General features: G+C 56.9%; 11 protein-coding genes and 1 tRNA gene. 4 read left to right on the top strand and 8 right to left on the bottom strand.

Features of this window, described 5'->3' with window-relative positions:
• The first annotated feature begins 43 nt into the window (after positions 1-43).
• The gene (locus IEW65_RS09270) at positions 44-757 is read left to right on the top strand and encodes a Crp/Fnr family transcriptional regulator (protein ID WP_188639193.1); all 714 of its coding nucleotides are present in this window, start codon (positions 44-46) and stop codon (positions 755-757) included.
• A gap of 70 nt (positions 758-827) precedes the next feature.
• Here IEW65_RS09270 and IEW65_RS09265 read toward each other — a convergent pair whose 3' ends face one another.
• Positions 828-2972 (bottom strand): TonB-dependent siderophore receptor, encoded by a 2145-nt coding sequence (locus tag IEW65_RS09265; RefSeq protein ID WP_229755518.1) that lies wholly within the window; start codon positions 2970-2972, stop codon positions 828-830.
• Between the two features lie 227 nt (positions 2973-3199).
• On the opposite strand from IEW65_RS09265, the gene IEW65_RS09260 reads away from it, so the two are divergent.
• A complete protein-coding gene (locus IEW65_RS09260; RefSeq protein WP_188639192.1) occupies positions 3200-5047 on the top strand; it encodes a 3'-5' exonuclease in 1848 nt (615 codons plus the stop codon).
• Positions 5048-5766: 719 nt separating this feature from the next.
• Here the strand turns inward: IEW65_RS09260 and IEW65_RS09255 are convergent.
• Together IEW65_RS09255 and IEW65_RS09250 are read right to left on the bottom strand one after the other, a co-directional pair.
• On the bottom strand, positions 5767-7440 hold the full coding sequence (locus tag IEW65_RS09255) for an ATP-binding protein (protein ID WP_188639191.1): 1674 nt from the start codon (positions 7438-7440) through the stop codon (positions 5767-5769).
• Positions 7441-7740: 300 nt separating this feature from the next.
• Positions 7741-7817, bottom strand: a tRNA-Ile gene (locus IEW65_RS09250).
• A gap of 138 nt (positions 7818-7955) precedes the next feature.
• Here IEW65_RS09250 and IEW65_RS09245 point away from each other — a divergent pair.
• Positions 7956-8531 carry a hypothetical protein gene (locus IEW65_RS09245; RefSeq protein WP_188639190.1) on the top strand — a complete coding sequence of 192 codons (576 nt, stop codon included), beginning with the start codon at positions 7956-7958 and terminating at the stop codon, positions 8529-8531.
• 26 nt (positions 8532-8557) lie between these two features.
• Here IEW65_RS09245 and IEW65_RS09240 read toward each other — a convergent pair whose 3' ends face one another.
• From IEW65_RS09240 to IEW65_RS09220, 5 genes are read right to left on the bottom strand one after another with little or no spacing between them, the layout of a single operon-like run.
• Positions 8558-10393 (bottom strand): ABC transporter ATP-binding protein, encoded by a 1836-nt coding sequence (locus IEW65_RS09240; protein ID WP_188639189.1) that lies wholly within the window; start codon positions 10391-10393, stop codon positions 8558-8560.
• A gap of 47 nt (positions 10394-10440) precedes the next feature.
• The gene (locus IEW65_RS09235) at positions 10441-11241 is read right to left on the bottom strand and encodes an ABC transporter ATP-binding protein (RefSeq protein ID WP_188639188.1); all 801 of its coding nucleotides are present in this window, start codon (positions 11239-11241) and stop codon (positions 10441-10443) included.
• Positions 11238-12368 (bottom strand): FecCD family ABC transporter permease, encoded by a 1131-nt coding sequence (locus IEW65_RS09230; RefSeq protein WP_188639187.1) that lies wholly within the window; start codon positions 12366-12368, stop codon positions 11238-11240. The genes IEW65_RS09235 and IEW65_RS09230 overlap by 4 nt, the downstream gene beginning before the upstream one ends.
• 26 nt (positions 12369-12394) lie before the next feature.
• Entirely contained in the window at positions 12395-13363 is a 969-nt protein-coding gene (locus IEW65_RS09225) for a FecCD family ABC transporter permease (RefSeq protein ID WP_188639457.1), read from the bottom strand.
• A gap of 56 nt (positions 13364-13419) precedes the next feature.
• Positions 13420-14355: an ABC transporter substrate-binding protein gene (locus IEW65_RS09220; RefSeq protein ID WP_188639186.1), complete on the bottom strand. Its 936-nt coding sequence runs from the start codon at positions 14353-14355 to the stop codon at positions 13420-13422.
• A 289-nt stretch (positions 14356-14644) separates the two neighbouring features.
• Between IEW65_RS09220 and IEW65_RS09215 the strand changes: the two genes are divergently transcribed.
• Positions 14645-16834, top strand: a complete 2190-nt coding sequence (locus IEW65_RS09215; RefSeq protein WP_188639185.1) for a TonB-dependent receptor domain-containing protein — start codon at positions 14645-14647, stop codon at positions 16832-16834.
• Positions 16835-17045: the final 211 nt, after the last annotated feature.

Raw genomic sequence — 17045 nt, 5'->3', positions numbered from 1 at the left:
CATCATTGTGCCGTTTGCCAGGTTCATTTGACCGGAGAGGCGCATGATTTCTATTTCCCACGCGATCAATACCAACCGACTGCTGGCTGACCTGCCAAGCGCCGAACAGGCTGCTTTAGCCGCCTGCTGTGAAGTGGTGCCGCTCGCCTTTGGCGAAGTACTCTATCAGCCGACCGACACGGTGACGTACGCCTACTTCCCTATCAATAGCTTCGTCTCCAATATCGTCATTCTTAACAACGATAGCCGCCTCGAAGTCACTATGGCAGGCCTTGAAGGCATGCTCGGTATTGCCCTAGTGCTGGGCTTCAACAAAGCGCCGCTGCTGGCCGTGGTGCAAGGTGCAGGTGTTGCTTTGCGGATCCCTGCTTCGCAGTTTCAAGCATTGCTACCCACCAGCCCAGCGCTGCACCAGCGGCTCATGCGCTATCTGTATATTGTGATGAACCAGTTGGCCAATTCAGCGGCCTGCATCCACTTTCACCGCATTGAAGAGCGGCTCGCCCGCTGGCTGCTGATGACGCAAGACCGCGCTCAAAGCGACCATTTACAGCTTACCCATGAATTTCTTGCCATGATGTTAGGCGTTCGGCGTGCAGGCATTACCCTCGCCGCCCTTGCCCTGCAGCAACGCGGATTGATTAGCTACCACCGTGGCGACATCATCATTTTAGACCGCAGCGGATTAGTGGCCGCTGCCTGCCAGTGCTATACACAGGATTGCGCGCTGTACGCCAACGCCATGGCCACGCCCTAACGGGCCTACAACGACAACGCCCGGCTTAAAGCCGGGCGTTGTTCGTTAGTGCTTGGCGATTAGCAATTACTCACCAGCGGTACTTCACGCTGCCGATCACACTGCGAGAAGCACCGTAGTAGCAGTAGAAATCGCAGCCGCTCACGTACTCTTCATCGGTGATGTTGTTCACGTTCACCTGCGCGGTCCAGCTGTCGTTAATATCGTAACTGGCCATGGCATCGTAAAGCGTCGTGGAAGGCACATCGCGGTTAATGCCGCTGCCAGGGCTCGGGGACGTTTCACCGATATAACGCACGCCAGCCCCCACGGAAAGCCCAGGCAAGCTGCTGCTCATATCGTAATCCAACCATGCTGAGGCCATATGGAAAGGCACCAGCGGCACGCGCTCATCCTGTTGGGCATCGCTTACATCGTAGCGCGCATCGGTATAGGTGTACGCAGCGGTGAGCTGTAGGTCATCGGTGAGGTAGCCCACACCTTCAATCTCCACACCCTGGGAGCGACGCTCGCCAGCCTGCTCTTGCACCGGCGCGCCGGTGGAAATCAGCGTGTTGTCCTCTTCCACGTCGAACACGGCAACGGTCACGTAGCCATCCACATCAAACGGGGCAATCTTCACACCGGCTTCTAGCTGACGGCCTTCCAGCGGCTCGTAGCTAGCACCATCCGGCCCGATACCCGCCACCGGCGTAAACGACTCGCTGTAACTAAGGTAAGGCGAAATGCCGTTATCGCCCAGGTACATGGCCCCGGCGGTGAGTGATAGCTGCTCGTCATCGTAGCCTTGGCTGCTGCTGCCGGTGGCATCGCTGAAGTCGTCGCTGCTATCCACGCTGTCGTAGCGTGCGCCTGCGAGGAATACCCACTTATCTGCCACGCGCAGCTGGTCTTGCACGTAAATACCGAACTGGCGGCGGTCCACATCATGCTGGGTCGGGTCGCCGGTATCCGGCGCGGTAAAGGCGGCGTAATCCGGGTTGTAGAGGTCTACGGTATCCACGTTCGCAAAGAACGTAGAGCCATCGCCCAAGGTACGGAAGCTATCGCGGTTGGTGTAGTTCAGGTTCAATTCCTGATAGCCCGCGCCCACCAGCAGGGTGTTTTCCGTGTTGTCGGTGTAGGTTCGTGCAATCAAGCGGTTATCGATATTGAACGCATCGTACTCGCCGTCGCGATCAATCACACCACGGGAAATACTGCGCGGCGGGGTAACAAACGAGTTGGGATAAACATTACGCAGCTCAAGATCTAAATGCGTATAGCGAGCGTTCTGCTGGAACTCCCACGTATCGTTGATCTGGTGCTCAAGCTCGTAACCAATGCCCACTTGGCGCTGATCCAGACGGTCGTAATCCGGCTGGCCCAGGTTGGTCTCGGGGTCGATTTGGCCGAACGGAGAGTCGTTCAGCGTACCCAGTGCCGGGAAAAAACCGGTAGTGGGCACGCCCTCATCTTTCTGCACGCTGGCTAGGAAAGTGACCGTGGTATCGTCGCTGACATCCATTTCCAGGCTAGGCGCAAAGTAGTAGCGCTCTTTTTCGCTACCGTTAAGCTCCCCTTCCCCATCGCGATACAGCCCGACCATGCGGTAACGCATATCGTCGCGCTCGGCCACCGGGCCAGAGACATCAATGCCCACTTGGCGATGCTGCTGGTTGCCCGCCTCAATTTCCAGCATGCCCTGTGGTTCGCTGGTCGGGCGCTTGCTGATGGCATTAATCACACCGCCAGGAGGCGCTTCACCGTACAAAATAGAGGCCGGGCCTTTGAGTAAATCCACCCGCTCAACGCCAAACGTTTCGTTCATCCACCAAAAGTAGCCGCCGGTGCGGAATAAACGCAGGCCGTCTTGGTAGGTCGCGCTTTCCGCGCTGAAGCCACGTAAAAAGAACCAATCTGTGTTGTTGTCATCGCCGTAGGGCTGGGAAACAACGCCAGAACGATACTGGAACGTTTCGTCGTACTTATTAACACCACGGGTTTCCAGCTCTTCCGCGCTCACGGTCGAGATCGCCCGGGGCGTTTCTGCCTCAGGGGTGTCTACTTTCAACGCGGTCGCGGTGACCACCGTGGTACCGGTATTGATGGTCTCTTCTTGAGCCAGCGCGGCCAACGGCGCAACGCTCAGCATTCCACCAAGCGACACCAGCAACGAACGACGAACGGCCGCGGGCAACGGCGCGACGGAAAACGGCAGGGTTTTACGGAGCATGGGGAGGTCTCAACGGGCATGAGGAGTAGTATGGTTATAGTAAAGCGAATGATACGGATTTTTATTCACAATCACAACGCACTTGCTAAGGCAAACTCTCGCAACAGAACAGCAGGTTTCACTTTGCGAGCTTTTCTAATTGAAGGCACCCAGTGCGCCAGATAGAATAATGAACCAAATAAAACTTTATTATTGGGTGAACGGCCCGATACCGGAGCCTTTATACAATGGCCACGTTCATTCCAGCCCTAACGACCATTCCCCGAATGACCGCAGGCGAGCGCCGTGTGGCACAGCGTCTCGATAGCCTGCTGGAAGACGACTACATCGTCTGGTATGACATTCCGCTAGGGCGAAAGCGCCGCTATCCAGACTTCATAGTTCTCCATCCTGCCCGAGGGCTTCTATTTCTTGAGGTAAAGGACTGGAAGATCGAGACCCTCCGCTCAATCACGCCTGACAGCGTTGAGATCGATACCCAACAGGGGCGCAAAGTTGTGAGCAATCCGCTGGCCCAGGCACGCCAATGCGCCTTTTCCGCTATTAACCAGCTACAGCGCGACCCACAACTAACGCAGCGTGGTGAGCGCTATTTGGGGAAACTCTGCTTTCCTTATGGCTTTGGAGTGGTCTTTCCCAACATCACGCGTCTTCAGTGGAACAAAGCGGTTTCCGAGAATGAGCAAGAGCTTGTCTTGCCAGCCCATCTAGTGATCTGCAAGGACGAGATGTTGGCCACCACGGATCCAGAAGCATTTCAGGAACAACTATGGAATATGTTCGGCTATCAGTTCGGCGAGAAGCTGAGCCTTCCCCAGCTCGACCGAATTCGCTGGCAGCTTTTCCCAGAGGTGCGTATCGATATACCTATCGGGGATCTCTTCGATGACGAAGAAAGTGATGAGGAGCCAGCAACCGAAACCATTCCCGATATCGCACGCGTTATGGACTTACACCAAGAACAGCTGGCGCGAAGCATGGGTGATGGCCACCGAGTAATTCACGGCGTTGCAGGCTCTGGCAAAACGCTGATTCTCGGCTATCGCTGCCTACACTTGGCCCAAGCGACAACCAAACCGATTCTGGTGCTGTGTTTTAACATCACGCTGGCGGCAAGGCTACGCTGCTTCATCGCCGAGAAAGGCATTACTGATAAGGTGCAGGTTCATCACTTCCATGAGTGGTGCGGCCTACAGCTCAGGGCTTATCACGTCGACTTACTGGCGGGAAGCCAACCCGTGTACGAGCGTCAAGTGAAAAGCGTTATTAACGCCGTCGATCAATCACTCATTCCGCGGGCGCAGTATGCTGCAGTTATGATCGATGAAGGCCACGACTTCGAGCGCGACTGGCTCAAGTTGGTAGTGCAAATGATTGACCCGGACACCAATTCGCTGCTGCTGCTCTACGACGATGCGCAATCCATCTACCAGAAAGGCTCGTTGAAATTTCCCCTCTCTGCCGCAGGGGTTCAAGCCCGCGGGCGCACCACCATTCTCAAGCTGAATTATCGTAACACCCGCGAAATACTCACGTTCGCCTACGAATTCGCACGGGATTTCCTGGAAGCGCACGACACCGACGAAGACCATGTTCCGCTCATCGCCCCCGAAGTCGCTGGGGTAAGCGGCCCCAAACCAGCGTTTCGCCACTTTGAAAGCGATCGAGACGAGAGCCGCTATCTCGTACACTGCATTCAGGCTTGGCAGCGCCAAGGTAGCAAGCTAAGCAGCATCGCAGTTGTGTATACCAGCAATGCCCAAGGTCTTAAGTTCCACAAAGCTTTCCAAGAAGCCGGGATTCCAAGCCGCTGTCTACAGCAACCTTCTGACAAGCGTGCCTATAACCCGGAAGCGAATGAAGTGGTGCTGCTCAGCCGCCAAAGCAGTAAGGGGCTTGAATTCGATACGGTGCTGCTCAGTGGACTGGGCGCACTCAGTAACGATGAGGAAAAACAGGCCCAGGAAGCACGCCTACTTTACGTGGGTATGACGCGAGCCCGCCGCCGCTTAATGGTCACCAGCAGCAAGGCAAACTGGTACACCAAGCGGCTAAAGGAACTGGCTCCTGCTTGAACACGACAATGCCTGTAATGCTGACGTAGGTATGCAGCTAGGTGAGGTGACGCTCAGTGATATTTGCTACCTTGAGCCGTTAGCCCCTACCCCAAGAGAGTGAAGGACAGCTTAATACCCCATGAAAGGTGCATACTGAAGACACTAGCCCGCCAACTTAAGGTTTCCAAATGAGTACTTTTTGACGAACTGCAATCATCGCTGCAGGAAGCCTTTGAGAACACACAAGGCAAAGCACCCGCAAGCTGCTTCAAACTGCATAAAGTGACTGATGTAAAAGTCATTCGTGCCCAGCCCCATGTCTCTCAGACGTAATTTGCCGAAGCCATGGGCACCAGTGTAAACACACCCAAAAGCCAGTAAACCAAGCGCCGTAACCCTAAAGGGCTCGCCGCTAAAGTGCTGGCTACGATTTAGGTCAACTCTGAGAGTTTGCTTCGTATTAGCAAGCAGCACACGCGAAAGCGTTCGGTTTAATTTCTAACCGAATCGTCGTAGGGTGTTTTGAACACCTACAGCAATCCGATTCTAGACCAACTGCAACAACGTACCGATAGTACAGGCGCCGCCACTGGGTCATTGAAGCCCCGGTGGCACCACCAACTTCGGACAAGGGTCGCGGCCACGGCCGGGTCAGCCCTCCCTTGACAGATGAAACATTGATAGCCTTGGATTCTATTTATTATTTTTCATAAAGGCTCATAAAGGCTCATAAAGGCTCATAAAGGCTCATTTCCACTTAATGTATAAAATGTGCCACGCCGCTCTCCATGCTGGATGAGCTTGCTTTCACTGCTCATGCGGCTTAGCAGCTTAGAGGCTTGATCCTTGCTCAGATAGCAAAGCTCCATGACTTCACGCCTCTGGATGCGGCCATGGTGCTGGATATGATTGATCACTAGCTGCTCATGCTGTAAGCCACTTAGCCCAGCCTGACGGGTATAAGCCACCTGTTCACCCTTCGCTCGGTAAACATCGGCAGACAAGGTATAGCTGCGGTTGCGATTACTACCATGGGGTTGAACCAACCCAGCCTCTACTAGTTGTTCTAGCGTACGCCGAGTTTGGTGAACATCACGATGAATATGGCGTGACAGGGCTTCACTGCCCAAGCGCTTTTGTTCACGCAAGGCGGCCAGCACAATTAGGGTGTCAATCGGTAGAGAAATACCGTTTTGCTTGTTTTCCTGTTCAACAACCAGCTTTAAGAAAAATTCATCTGCCGCAACCGTCGCCAACTGAAGAATAACGCTGCTAGAGTCGGTTCTACTGTAATCGGGTTCTGGACGACCAAAGCGCAGCATGCCACGATAAATCTTGTCTACCCCACGCCCGGAACGCTCAACAATGCCAATACGCTTCATGGCATCTGCCAACATGGGATTACGCGGACGCGGTTCTGTTGTGAGCAAGTTTTGTAGGGTGACGCCTTCTACTAAGCCACCAGGGTTGCTAACGGTTAACCCACTATCATCCATACGTACATGCACAGCCCCAAGGCGGTGATAATCTCTATGCACCAGTGCATTGGCAACCGCCTCACGAAAAGCGCCCATGTCCACTTTTGGTACAGGCACACGAAACAAGCCGATTTGTACTTCATGCTCGGGGTTATGCGGGCGAAAGTTAGTTTCTAGCCATTCCAGGGCTTTCAACAATGGAAAGCGCCGAAACTCGTTAAACGCCACGTTTTCACGAACCAGCACCTGAAAGGCCAGTTCATGAGTGGGCACCCGCTCACGTAGTGCTTCTTCTCGCCCAATGATCAATAAGCCCGTCAGGGTCGGGACACGCTCGCCGGTGTCGGTACGCGTGGTAAAGCCCAAGGCCCCATCCAATGCTTCGTCATCTAACTCCAGCAAGACACGATCACCGCCATATTGACGGATGGTCTGACGCAAGCGCTCTCGTTCTAGCGGATCGAAATCCGCTAGCGTGACTCCTGCCACCGGCTGGGCAGAGGTATCAGCCAAACCAAAATGGCTAGCCCTACTGCTTCGCTCGTGAGGCAACATCGGTATATTTTCTGGAGTACCATCTTGTTTCAAGCGGCGGCGCAAATACATGCCCGATGTTGTGGCCACTTCCGAGCGAGATTTAGGCACCTGTATGCGAGCGACGCTAACGCCTAAAATCTCATGCTGTGTGACGCTGATTGCCAGCGATGGCGATGTCCTGGCCGACACTAATCCAGGCAAACCCAGCAGGTTCTGGTGAGCTTCATGCAAACCGGTTGGCGTACCATCATCTTCCACCCCCAGCCATAGCTCGCCACCCTCTGTATTAGCAAGCCCAATCAAGGCTTCGATAAGTTCACTATCAGGAAAACGCTTACGGTCACTTTTAAATTCGACGGAGAGGGATTCAGTGTATGGGATGCTTTGAGTACTCATTTCACCGCGGCTCCTTGCCTACCATGCCCAAAGTGTTTACTGAGCCATTACGGTATAATTACATACTCAGGGTCGTAAAATCAGCGACGTTGCCTAGAAAATGGGCTTCACAACGATATCGCCCAAAGCACATTAGAAACAATAAATATTAATTAGTGAATGGATATAGTACACACCCAAGGCCGCTGCTTCAGCGTCTGGCGTGCTTGAAAAATAAGTAAAAAAGAATGGATATAAAAATAGGCGGGAGCTAAGACCGAGGGATTTATAAACCCCCTGCTTTGACAAAGCATCTAGAAATGGTGGGCCCAGTAGGACTTGAACCTACGACCAAGGGATTATGAGTCCCCTGCTCTAACCAACTGAGCTATAGGCCCGAAAAGCGTGCATATAATAGCGAATGTGGGGGGGCGAGGCTACCCCTTGGTGCGCTATCTTACGGCGTGATCGGCATTTTTTCGGCACTAATGACCGGCGCTGGGGTCTGGTGGTGAATGCTTCTATGGAGAATCGCTTTGAAAGCTTTGATGGCTCTTTTTCCGCTGCTGTTGGCGCTGCCGGTGCAGGCGGATTGGCAGCTTGATCCTGGCCAATCCCAGGTGCAGGCGTCGATTACCCAACTGGATGGCGAGTCCCCGCAAACCCATCACCATCAGGTGAATAATTTACAGGGCGATATTGCTGCCGATGGCACGCTTCGGCTGCCGCTGCGCTTGAGCCAAACCGATCTGCTCAATCGCTTTGGGGAGCTGCCGCCATGGGTGGGCTTGCTGGCGAATACCACGCTGGTGACGCTGGTGGCGCAAATGCCGCCGGAGCGGTTAGACGGCTTGGATATTGGCGAGTCGATGGTGGAAACCCTCACCTTCCGGGTGCAAACCGACCTGATTAACCAAGAAGAAGCGGTAGCGCTGCGCTTTACCCGCGAAGGGTTAAACGAGGTGCGCGTGACCCACGCCGAACCCATGGCGCTGGATGGCAACGCGCTGATGGCCAACAGCACGGTGCGTACCGTGCTGTCGATGTTGGGCTACCAGCAGATTGATGAGCATGTGCCCGTCACGCTAAATGCGCTGCTGGTGAACCGCTAACGTTTGGCTTAGCCACTGATGAGCGCTTAGTGGCTAAGCGCTTCTACATCGCCTGCTTGGGCGGCCCCGGTTTGTACCCGCCACTGGGCGGCATAATGGCCGTCGGCGTCTAGCAGGCTGGCGTGGGTGCCGCGCTCGGCCACTTGGCCTTTCTCGATCACCACGATCTCATCGGCGTGCACAATGGTGGAGAGCCGGTGGGCAATCATAATTACCGTTCGGCCGTGGGCGATGCGCTTTAGCGAGCGCTGAATGGCGGCTTCGGTTTCGTTATCCACCGCGCTGGTGGCTTCATCCAGCACCAGAATCGGCGGGTCTTTTAATAGCGCCCGCGCCAGTGAAAGCCGCTGGCGTTGGCCACCGGAAAGTCGTACGCCCCGCTCGCCTACCGGCGTATCCAGCCCTTGGGGCAGCGTTTCGATAAAACTCAAGGCTTCGGCGGTTTTGGCGGCGTCGATAATCGCGGCATCCTCGGCATCCGGCTGACCGTAGGCGATGTTGTCGCGAATACTGCCTTCAAACAGATACACGTCCTGGCTGACTAAGCCAATCGCTTGACGAAGTGAGTGCATACTTACGTCGGTGATAGGCTGACCATCTACCAGCACACGGCCACTGGCGGGGTCGTAAAAGCGCAGCAGCAGTTTGATCAGCGTCGATTTACCGGAGCCGGTGGCCCCCACCAGCGCCAGCGTATTGCCAGCGGGCACGTGTAAGTCCACGCCGTTCACACCTACCTGGCTAGTCTCATATTGAAAGCTCACCGCCTCGAAACGCACGTCGCCTTTTACCGGGGCAGTTAAAGGCGTGGTGCTGTCATCCTTCACGGTAATCGGCACTTCGAGTAAATCCAGAATCCGTTTGGTGCTGGCCATGGCGCGCTCGAACAGGTCAATCACCTGGGCAAGGCCAGTGAGTGGCCACAGCAGGCGCTGGGTCAGGAACACCAACACGCCATACGCGCCCACGTTGAGGCTGCCGTTCAGCGCCATCATGCCACCAACGGTAAAGGTGGCAAGAAAGCCCGCCAGAATCGCCATGCGGATGACCGGAATAAACGCAGAACTGACTTTAATCGCGCGACGGTTGGCTTCTACATAGGCTTCGCTGGCATCCCGCAGCCGCTCGGCTTCCTGCGCTTCGCTGGTGAAGCTTTTAATCGTGGCGATGCCGCTGAGGTTGTTAGAGAGACGGCTGGCAAGGTCGCCTACTTTTTCGCGCACATCGCTGTACAGCGGCCCGGCTTTGCGCTGGAAGAAAAACGCGCCCCAAATGATCAGCGGAATGGGCGTGAATGCTAGCAGCGCGATCAGCGGAGAAAGCACGAAGAACACCGCGCCTACGGCCACCACCGTGACCACTACTTGAATCAGCGCGTTAGCACCGCCATCTAGAAAGCGCTCTAGCTGGTTGACGTCATCGTTCATGGTGGCCACTAGCTGGCCGGAGCTTTTCGATTCAAAAAACGCCATGTCGAGGCGCTGGGCGTGCTCGTAAGTGTCTTGGCGCATATCCGCTTGCAGCCGCTGGGCTAGGTTGCGCCAGAGAATCTGGAACAGGTACTCAAACAGCGACTCCCCCGCCCAAATAAAGAAGGTGAGCACCGCCAAAATGGTGATCTGCTCTTGAGGCGATTCAAACCCCAGCCGCGCCACAAAGCTGTTTTCCTGGTTCACCACCACATCGATCGCCACGCCAATCAGGATTTCCGGTGCGATATCGAACAGCTTGTTGATAATCGAGCAAATCGTGGCGGTGATAATCTGCCGCCGATAGCCTTTGGCGTAGCGCAGCAGGCGTATTAAGGCGTGAAAGCTTTGATTGACGGACGCTTTGTCAGCGCGGGTCGGGGAAGAAGCCACATCGATTCCTTTTACGTTGTTATCTAGGGTGGTTAACCGTCAACACGTTACGAGGGTTGGCTCGCCCGCCGCACGTTGGCGAGCAAAGGGCTGCCGGTATCGGGGTCAAGCAGCAGCGTGCACTCCACCTGATACAGCTCCCGCACCAGCGCAGGCGTGACCACCTCTGATGGCGCACCCTGGGCAACAATTTGCCCGTCGCGCATGGCAATCAGGTGGTCGGCGTAGCGGCAGGCGCTGGCAAGGTCGTGCAGCACCATCACCACCGTGCGGCCCTGGTAGGCCAGGTCGCGCACCAGCTCGAACACCTCTATTTGATGGCCTAAGTCTAACGCGGAGGTGGGCTCGTCGAGTAGTAAAAGCGGCGTTTGCTGAGCGATGGTCATGGCGATCCAGGCGCGCTGGCGCTGGCCGCCGGAAAGCGCTTCCAAAGGCCGGTCGGCAAGCGCCTCAAGCCCGGCAGCGGCCAGGGCGTAGTGCACCACCTGCTGATCTTCCGCTGACCACTGGCGCAGCCAGCCCTGGTGGGGCTGGCGGCCAAAGCGAATCAGTTCGGTGACGGTCAGCCCTTCCGGAGCGACCGCTTCTTGCGGCAGTAGCGCCAGCTTGGTGGCAAGTTGGCGGGCGGGCATCTGGGCGATGTCGTGGCCGTTGAGCAGCACGGCACCGCTGTCGGGTTTATGCAAGCGGGCCAGCCCAGAGAGCAGCGTGGATTTACCGCAGCCGTTGGGGCCAACAATGACGGTTACTTGCCCGCTGGGCAGGCTAACGCCGAGTTCGTGAATCACTTGGCGCTGGCCGTAGCTCATGCTGAGCGCATCGGTGGAAAGCGTGGGTAATGAGGTCATGGGCGGCTCCGTTGCGGGCGCATTAATATCCAGAGTAGCCAGGGGCCACCCACTACGGCGGTAACAACCCCCACGGGAATCTCGATAGGGGCAAACAGCGTGCGGCCCGCTAAATCGGCTAACACCATCACCAGGGCACCCGCCAGCGTGGCGGCTAAAATGGGTACATGGCGGGCGCTAGAGAGCGAGCGGGCAATTTCAGGTCCGATCAGCGCCACCAAGCCCACCGGCCCCGCCACGGCAACGGCCAGCGCGGTGAGCACTACTGACAGTAACAGCACCTGCAGCCGCCCCACTTTCACAGCGGTGCCTAAGCCACTGGCGATGGCATCCTTAAAGCGCAGCAGCGTGAGCGAGCGGGCCAGCGCCAGCGCGGCCACCAGCCCAAGCGCTAAGCCAATACCCAATAGCTGTACCGCGCTTGCCGGGCGGGCATTGAGGGAACCAACGGTCCAGGGGTAGGCAGCGTTGGCGGTATCAATCGCTACCCGCGCCAACATCAGCTGTGTAACCGCGCCAAAAACCGCGCCCACGCCAATGCCCGCCACAATAAAGCGATAGCCCTGGGTGCCGCTGCCTGAGGCCAAGCCAAAAGTGAGTACCGCGGCGGTGGTCGCCCCCGCCAGCGCCATGGCAGGCGGGGCAATCCCTACGCCTAACCCAACAATCGAGGCCACCGCAAAGGCGGTGGCACCGTTATCAATGCCGATAATGCCCGGGGTCGCCAAGCGGTTACGGGCTAGGGTTTGCATTAATACCCCAGCCAGCGCAAACGCAGCCCCGGTAAAACAGGCGGCGATCAGGCGCGGCAGGCGCAGCTGCTGCACCATAAACGTCGTCATGCTATCGCCCCGCCCCACTAAGGAAGCCACCACCGCATTCGGGGAAAGCGTCACGCTGCCCAGGCTTAAATAGAGCACGCAGGCTGCCAGCAGCGCGGCGCTCAACCCTATATTTACTACCAAAGCGCGCTTTTCCAGCAGCACGCTCACCCCATAACGAGGCAGCGCGGCGCGCCAGTAGCCCTGCGGAGCCGCGACCGCTTGGGCACTCGCCTCTTCATGATAAGCGGTGGATGTGTGGGGCAGTGCCACCCCGCTGAGCGACTGTTTTGCCGTGTTTTTCATAGCATCAGATAACCAAAGAGAGTGCGTTAGAGCATGGGCAGGCGCTTGGCCCGCACCACCGCAATCAGCACCGGCGCACCGCATAGCGCGGTGAGTACGCCCAAGGGCAGCTCGGAAGGGGCGACGACGACACGGGAGATAATATCGGCGGTGAGTACGATCAGCGGGCCGACGGGCAGGCAGAACCAGAGCGTGCGGCGAATATCCGGCCCGGCGATAGCCCTGGCCACAAACGGCACCACCAGCCCCACAAACGCAATCGGCCCCGCAATAGCGGTGGCCGCACCGACTAATAGCGCCACACAGCCAACGGCCAACCAGCGAATCAGCCCAGGACGGTGCCCTAAACCGCTCGCGGCCCGCTCCCCCAGCGCCAGCGCGGCCAGCGGCCGGGCAATCAATACAACGCCCGCCCCTGCTACCAACAGGCTGGGCAGCACGGCCCACAAATCGTCTAACCGCCTACCGGCCAAGCTGCCTACCACCCAAAAGCGAATCTCATCGGCGGCACGCTGGTCGTAAAGCAGCATCAGAGCGCTGAGTGAACCGAGCAGCCCCGAAAACGCGGCCCCCGCTAACACTAAGCGCACCGGGTCATTCCCCACACCGCGCAGCCGAGCCACGCTGAGCACGCACACACAGCCGATGAGCGCCCCTAACTGGGCTACGGGAATGCGCAACGTGGCCGCGCTGGCCCCTAACACCAGCGCCAGGGAAACGGCAAACGCAGCGCCTGCGCTCACGCCCAACAAGCCCGGCTCGGCCAGCGGGTTGCGGGAAACGGCCTGTAGCAGCGCCCCCGCCACGCCCAGCGCCACGCCAACGGCAATGCCAATGAGCGTGCGGGGCGCGCGCAGCTCCCAGACGATAAAACGCGCTTCCGCGTGATCACTACCGCTTATCAGCCCTAACACTTGGCGGGGGCCTACGCTGCCTGCGCCTATCAACAAACTAACGACGCTCACCGCCACAAGGGCGGTGAGCAGAATCAGCATCCAGTGTCGGGATGAACAGCGCCACCTGGCGCTACTCCCTGCCTTGGTAAGTAGCATCACGGCAATAACGCATTCTCGATGTCATCCAGAATCGCCTGAGCCGCCAACGGGCCGTTGGCACTGCTCCAGAGCTGTCCGTTTACCGGCACCACCCGCTCACTCTGTACCACGTTCAAGCGGTTGAAGGCGGCGCTCTGTTTGGCGCTCTCCAGGGCTGCTTGGCCGTCATCATTGAGCGTAGCCAAGAACAGCCAATCGCCGTCTACTTGGGAAAGGTTTTCAAGGCTTAATACGTCGCTGTGAGCGCTGTCTGCTTTGATAAGGCCCGCATCTTGTACATCAAGCCCGACCTTCTCTAACAAGCCGGTGGCGATCAGTTGCGTCGACATCACCATCGGGCCACTGGGCATCCAGCGCGCTAAAAAGGCAGTGCCACCGACATCGGCCGCGGCAATCGCTGCCGCCAGTTCAGCGGCACGCAGGTCAACCGCAGCCATCGCCTCTTCAATCGCCTCTTCTTGGTTCAGGGCCTGGCCGAACAGACGCGCTTCGGCTTCCCAGTTATCTGCCGCCAGCGGTTGAGTGTGGGGAACCACGGTAGGCGCAATTTGCGATAGCAGCTGATACTGCTCCTCCGGCAGCTGTGCTGCGGCTAAAATCAGGTCCGGCTGCTGGGCCAGCACTGCCTCAATATTAATTTCTCGCACAACGCCTACAATCTCAGGGTGTTCGAGCTCGTTCGCATGGAGGTAGTCGGTCACGTATTCCGCCACGTTGTCGCCGCCACGGGTGGTCACCGCCCCTACCGGGGTCACGCCTGCCGCCAGCGCTGCATCCAACGCGCCTTCATACAGCGTCACTACACGCTCCGGGTGGTCAACAACCTCAACGTCGCCGTAAGCCGTCTCCAGCGTGCGCGCCTGGGCGGTGCCCACCAATAAGCCGCTTATCAGCATCCCCAGTAAACCGCGCTGTAGTAACGTGTGTCGCATATGAGCCTCTCCTGATTAATCGCCGCAGTAATAGTAACGATTCTCAAAAGCAGTTGCACCCATATTCCAACGAATAGCATGTTGCAAAAACTGCAACCTTGAACGCCGCCAATATAATTAGCGCCCTAACTGCTTGTACAAGCTGCCTCCTATGACTTTCAGCGTTCCAAAAACAGCAACACCATGTTCGATAAAACAATCTCGCAAGTGGGAACTTTTCTTCTTAGAATCCGCAACTCATTTGATAATCAGTTTCATTGGTAAACAATACTCATATCAGGGGATCGCCATGCCACGCTTTACTCGCACCGCCCTCGCCAGTGCCATCGCGCTCAGCGTTACTGCGACTGTTCATGCCCAGGAGGCCACCCAGAACAGCACCCAGCTTAACAATATGGTGGTTACCGCTGCCGGTTATGAGCAAACGCTGAACAATGCCCCTGCGAGTATTGCCGTGGTCACCCGTGAAGAGCTGGAGCAAAAACAGTTCTCCAACATCGCCGAAGCGATTGCCGATGTTCCGGGCGTCGATGTGCGTGCAGGCACGGGCAAAACCGGTGGTTTGAACATCTCTATCCGTGGCATGCCCAGCGACTACACGCTGATTTTGATTGATGGCCGTCGCCAGAACACCTCCGGTAGCGTCACGCCGAATGGCTTTGGCGAAACGTCTACCAGCTTTATGCCGCCGCTCTCTGCCATTGAACGTATTGAAGTGATTCGTGGCCCGATGTCGACGCTGTATGGCTCTGACGCCATGGGCGGGGTCATCAACATCATTACTCGCCGCATTGGCGAAGACTGGGCAGGCTCGGTGAGCGTTGAAAATACCTTTCAGGAAGATCGCGATGCGGGCAACAGTTCGGCGATTAACCTTTACAGCGCCGGGCCGCTGGTGGAAGACACCGTTGGCCTACAGGTACGTGGCCGCCTGTTTGACCGCGATAGCTCCGAGCGGATGATCGAAAACAGCACAGGCCGCGACCCGCGCCCTTCAGAGGCGCGCATTTACTCCATCGGCGGGCGCTTAAATGTAACGCCAGACGAAAACAATGAGTTCTGGCTAGACGCCGAACGTGCACGCCAGACCTATGACAACAGCGATGGTCGTCTAGGCAATCTAGACACTCCTGCGCGTATCTTTGGCTATGACGATGAACAGCGCTTCAATCGCGACCAAATTGCGATTGGCCACACCGGCCACTACAGCGCGGGCACCTGGGAAAGCAGCGTAACGCGCAACGTCACCGAAACCCTTGGCCGCACGCTGCCGGCGGGCAGTGCGCCTGAATATGGTTACGAGGCACAAGGCGGTGAAGATCGGCTGTTAGAAAACCGCGACATTATCGTCGATACCAAGTTCGTTGCCCCCATCGGCGACCATATCGCCACCGTCGGCGGCCAATATATCGATGCTAAATTAGAAGATGGCGCTGCAGGTAACCAACCTTTTGAACAAACCAGCTGGGCGCTGTTTGCCGAAGATGAGTGGTTACTGCGCGACGATCTAGCGCTGACGCTGGGTGGCCGCTATGAGCACCATGATGCTTTCGGAGGTCACTTTAGCCCACGCAGCTATTTGGTATGGAACACTACGCCTAATTGGACATTGAAAGGGGGCGTGAGCCGTGGTTATAAGACACCGTCACTCAACGATCTCCATGATGGCGTGACGGGTTTCACTGCCCAGGGACGTAGCGTGACACTTGGCTCGCCAACGCTAGAGCCCGAGAAGAGCACCAACTATGAAATTGGCGCTATCTACGATAACCAAAGCGGTTTCTCGGCGGGTGCCACGGTGTTCTACAACCGGTTCACCGACCGTATCGCCGATGCGGCCGATATTCCTAACTGCCAATTCGTCGACAGCAACGGCAATACGCCGAACGCCGGGCTAGCGAACTGCCTGAGCGTTGGCAACTTTACCCAGCAGGAGAGCTTTGGCCAGCTGACCAATATTGATGAAGCGGAAACCCGCGGCGTCGAGCTAAATGCCAGCTACCAGCTCGCCCCGGCGTGGCGTGTTAGCGGTGGGTATACCTTCACCGATTCCGAAATCACCTCGGGCGCTAATGAAGGCCAAGTCCTCACCAATACGCCTGATCACAAGCTGACTGCCGACCTCACCTGGGCGATCAACGACCGCTGGAGCACCACGCTGGAAGGTGAGTACTACTCTTCCCGCGAGCGTTTTGTCGGTGATATCAGCGGAGAATCCGCCTCACTCGTCGAGCAGTTGGGCAACAAGCTGGATGGTTACGAGCTGTTCAACCTACGTAGCTCCTACCGCTTCAGCGACAACGTGCGCCTGACCGGCACCATCTACAACCTGTTTGATAAAGACTTCACCGGTGCGGATACCTTCGTACACAACGGCGACACGCTGCTGGCCTACCGTTTTACTCAAACCGGCCGTTCCACCGACGGCGTGGCGCTGGATGGCCGCAGCTTCTGGCTCTCCGCCACTTACGATTTCTAACGTGTAAGGTTTCTGCTGACTGTTTCAATGCTGACTTGCTGCCCCGGCCTTGCGCCGGGGTTTTTTATGACGTGCTTTTGTATAAAGCGTCCACCGCAGTAGCTTCCCGCTATGGTAGCGATTCATGGTTTTAATCTATTTAAACGCATTCGCTTGGGTAGTATGAGCAGTGCGCGTACTCCTTACCTACTGACGCTCTCACCCACCTTCA

It is taken from the genome of Vreelandella lutescens, assembly GCF_014640815.1.
Taxonomy (GTDB): Bacteria; Pseudomonadota; Gammaproteobacteria; order Pseudomonadales; family Halomonadaceae; genus Vreelandella; species Vreelandella lutescens.
Note: the sequence above shows the minus strand (reverse complement) of the source record. Positions and strands in the feature narration are given on the sequence as shown.